General features: G+C 73.5%; 4 protein-coding genes. 2 read left to right on the top strand and 2 right to left on the bottom strand.

Going from position 1 to position 3,018, the window contains the following annotated elements; all coding sequences use genetic code 11:
- Positions 1-103: 103 nt before the first annotated feature.
- The gene (tpx, locus tag D8M29_RS10345) at positions 104-604 is read right to left on the bottom strand and encodes a thiol peroxidase (RefSeq protein WP_049147477.1); all 501 of its coding nucleotides are present in this window, start codon (positions 602-604) and stop codon (positions 104-106) included.
- An 81-nt stretch (positions 605-685) separates the two neighbouring features.
- Between tpx and D8M29_RS10340 the strand changes: the two genes are divergently transcribed.
- Entirely contained in the window at positions 686-1,588 is a 903-nt protein-coding gene (locus tag D8M29_RS10340; RefSeq protein WP_127435576.1) for a patatin family protein, read from the top strand.
- Between the two features lie 24 nt (positions 1,589-1,612).
- Here the strand turns inward: D8M29_RS10340 and D8M29_RS10335 are convergent, their stop codons facing one another.
- A complete protein-coding gene (locus D8M29_RS10335) occupies positions 1,613-2,152 on the bottom strand; it encodes a PACE efflux transporter (RefSeq protein ID WP_238693383.1) in 540 nt (179 codons plus the stop codon).
- Between the two features lie 129 nt (positions 2,153-2,281).
- Here D8M29_RS10335 and D8M29_RS10330 point away from each other — a divergent pair, with 129 nt between their 5' ends.
- Complete coding sequence (locus tag D8M29_RS10330) at positions 2,282-2,800, top strand: ferritin (protein ID WP_127435327.1); 519 nt, start codon at positions 2,282-2,284, stop codon at positions 2,798-2,800.
- The last annotated feature ends 218 nt before the right edge of the window (positions 2,801-3,018 follow it).

Below are 3,018 nucleotides of genomic sequence, written 5' to 3'. Positions count from 1 at the left end.
AGGCCCCCGGCCAGGACCAGCGCGCCGAGCACGCCGAACAGCGCGATGACGAACGCCAGGGGCGAGCGTCGTGCGCGCGGCGGCCAGCCCGGCGGCGTCACGCTCAGCCCCGGGCGGCCGCCAGGGCGGCCTCGTAGTCCGGCTCCTCGGAGATCTCGGGGACGAGCTGGGCATGACGGACCACGCCGTCGGCATCGACCACGACGACGGCGCGGGCCAGCAGGCCCTCGAGCGGACCGTCGGTCATGCGCACGCCGTAGTCGTCGCCGAACGACGAGCGGAACACAGAGCCGCTGCGGACGTGGTCGATGCCCTCGACCGAGCAGAAGCGCGCGGCGGCGAACGGCAGGTCCGCGGACACGGCCACGACGGTGGTGTCCCCGAGGTCCGCGACGCGGGAGTCGAACTCGCGGACGGAGGCGGCGCACACGCCGGTGTCCAGGGACGGGAAGATGTTCAGGATCACGCGACGGCCGCGCAGCTCCCGCAGGGTCACCGGGGACAGGTCCGCCCCGGTGAGGGTGAAGTCGGGGGCGGGGGCACCCACCTGGGGCAGCCCACCGACGGTGTGGACGGGGGTGCTCTTCATGTGGGTCGTCGCCATGGGGACAGCCTAGGATGGGCGCGGCCGGACGGGAGCGCCCCGCGCCCTGCTCGGCGGACGGCGAACACGGAGGGACCGACCATGACCGAGCCCATGACGTCCAACGTCACCGACACGGCGCTGCTGTTCGAGGGCGGGGGGATGCGCGCCGCGCTCACCTCGGCCGTGGTGGCGGAGCTGCTGCGCGAGCGGATCCACGTGGACTTCGTGGCCGGCATCTCGGCGGGCTCGTCCAACGCCGTGAACTACCTGTCCCGCGACCCGGCCCGTGCGCGGCGCTCGTTCGTGGACTTCGCCGACGATCCTCGGTTCGGCAACTGGCTGAGCTTCCTGCGCGGCAAGGGCCTGTTCAACGCCGAATACATCTACGAGCACGCCGGCCTGCCCGAGGCGGACCTGCCCTACGACTTCGCCACGTTCCGCGCGAACCCCGCCCGGCTCGTGCTGGGCGGGTTCGACGCCGCGAGCGGCGAGACCCGCTGGTGGGACCGCTCCGACATGACCACCCTGACCGACCTGATGGTCCGCGTCCGCGCGTCGTCCACGATGCCGGTCCTCATGCCCCCCGTGCACGCCGAGGGCACCGTGTTCGTGGACGGCGCCCTCGGCGTGGACGGCGGGATCCCGCTGACCGCGGCGGAGGACGCGGGGTTCGAGAAGGTCCTCGTGGTCCTGACCCGGGAGCGCGGGTACGTGAAGCGGCCCGAGCGGTTCCCCTCGTTCTACCAGCGCACCTTCCGGCGCTACCCCGCCGTCGCGGACGCCCTGCTCACGCGCTGGCGCCGGTACAACGCGACCCGCGAGCGCCTGTTCGAGATGGAGCGGCAGGGACGGGCCTATCTGTTCGTGCCCGCGACCATGCCCATCTCCAACGGCGAGCGGTCCGTGGCCAAGCTGGCCGCCGCCCACGAGCTCGGCCTGGACCAGGTGCGCCGCGAGATGCCGGCGATCCGCGCGTTCCTGGGGCTGCCGGCGTCCCGCTGAGCCGCGCCTGCTCCGAGCGGTGGGTCAGGCCTCGGCGCGGGCGGCCGAGTCCGGCAGGCCGAACACCGAGTCGAACGCGTAGGCGTACACCGCGGCGTAGACGAGGAAGAACACGAGCAGGCCGGCCTCGATGAGGAACGCCTCCCCCAGCCCGATGCCGAGGATCAGCGCCACCGCGGGCACGAGGAACACGATCAGCCCGCCCTCGAAGCCGACGGCGTGGGCCACGCGCACCCACCAGGGTCGGCCCGTGATCCCGAGGCGGCGTTCGAGGGTCTCGAACACCGAGTTGAACACGATGTTCCACAGCAGGGCCACGGTCGAGGACACCACCGCCACGGCGAGCGAGGGCCCGCCGCCGTTGCCGAGCGCCGCCAGGATCCCGGTGGTGAAGAGGATGGCGAGCAGCTCGAAGACCACCGCGTAGACCACGCGGCGCAGCAGGGGCGTCCGGAACACGCGGCGGCGCACGAGCGCGTCCCGGCCTCCCGGGCCCCGCGGCACGTCGGAGGGCGGCGTCGACGCGGGGTCGACGCCCGGGCGGGCGCGGTGGGTCTCGGACACGGCGCCCAGCCTAGGGCCGGGTCCGCGGGGCGCCGAATCCGGCGGAGCCCGCCGCCCGCCGTCGTCGCGCCTCGATGACGGGGCGGCGCGCCTTTACCGCGCCCCGGCCGCCTGCCTAGAGTTCGAGTCATGAAGCTCACCGAAGACCTGCTGCAGAAGTTCGACGACCAGATCACCCTCGAGTTCGAGGCGTCCATGGTCTACCGCCAGCTCGCGATCGCCGCCGACGACCTGGACCTGTCGGGGATGGCCGCGTGGCTGCGGCACCAGGCGGACGAGGAGATCGTCCACGCGAACAAGTTCATCGACCACGTCGCCGACCGGGACAGCGTCCCGACGATCGGCGCCATCCCGGCCCCGCCCGTGCAGGCCGGCATCTCGGCCCTGGAGATCTTCCGGGCCGCGCTCGCGCACGAGCAGAAGGTCTCCGAGGCGATCCGGGAGCTGTACCGGGCCACCGAGTCCGCGGGCGACCTCAACTCGCGCCCGCTGCTGAACTGGTTCCTGGACGAGCAGATCGAGGAGGAGTCCACCGTCTCCGAGATCGTGGGCCAGCTCGAGCTCGTGGGCGACGACGGCTCGGGCCTGCTCCGCATCGACGGCCGTCTGGGCTCCCGTCCCGTGGAGACCACCGAGAACGACGCCTGAGCCCACCGGCGGCCTCGTCGGCCGCGCACGCACCGGCCCGGTCCCCCACGGGACCGGGCCGGTGCGTGTCCGTCCCCGCCGCTATGCTCGACCTGCGCCCTGCCCGCGCACCGGCGCGCCCGTCGGCCCCACCCCAGGAGGAACCATGGTCGGACTCGTAGCCCTGCTCGACGACGTCGCCGCCCTCGCCCGCCTCGCCGCCGCGAGCGTGGACGACG

Source organism: Micrococcus sp. HSID17227, from assembly GCF_003989405.1.
GTDB classification, from domain to species: Bacteria; Actinomycetota; Actinomycetes; order Actinomycetales; family Micrococcaceae; genus Micrococcus; species Micrococcus luteus.
Note: the sequence above shows the minus strand (reverse complement) of the source record. Positions and strands in the feature narration are given on the sequence as shown.

What these genes read in the sequence shown, in the direction of transcription:
- D8M29_RS10340 (WP_127435576.1), top strand. Translation starts at nt 686, where the DNA reads ATGACCGAGCCCATGACGTCCAACGTCACCGACACGGCGCTGCTGTTC.
- tpx (WP_049147477.1), bottom strand. Translation starts at nt 604, where the DNA reads ATGGCGACGACCCACATGAAGAGCACCCCCGTCCACACCGTCGGTGGG.
- D8M29_RS10330 (WP_127435327.1), top strand. Translation starts at nt 2,282, where the DNA reads ATGAAGCTCACCGAAGACCTGCTGCAGAAGTTCGACGACCAGATCACC.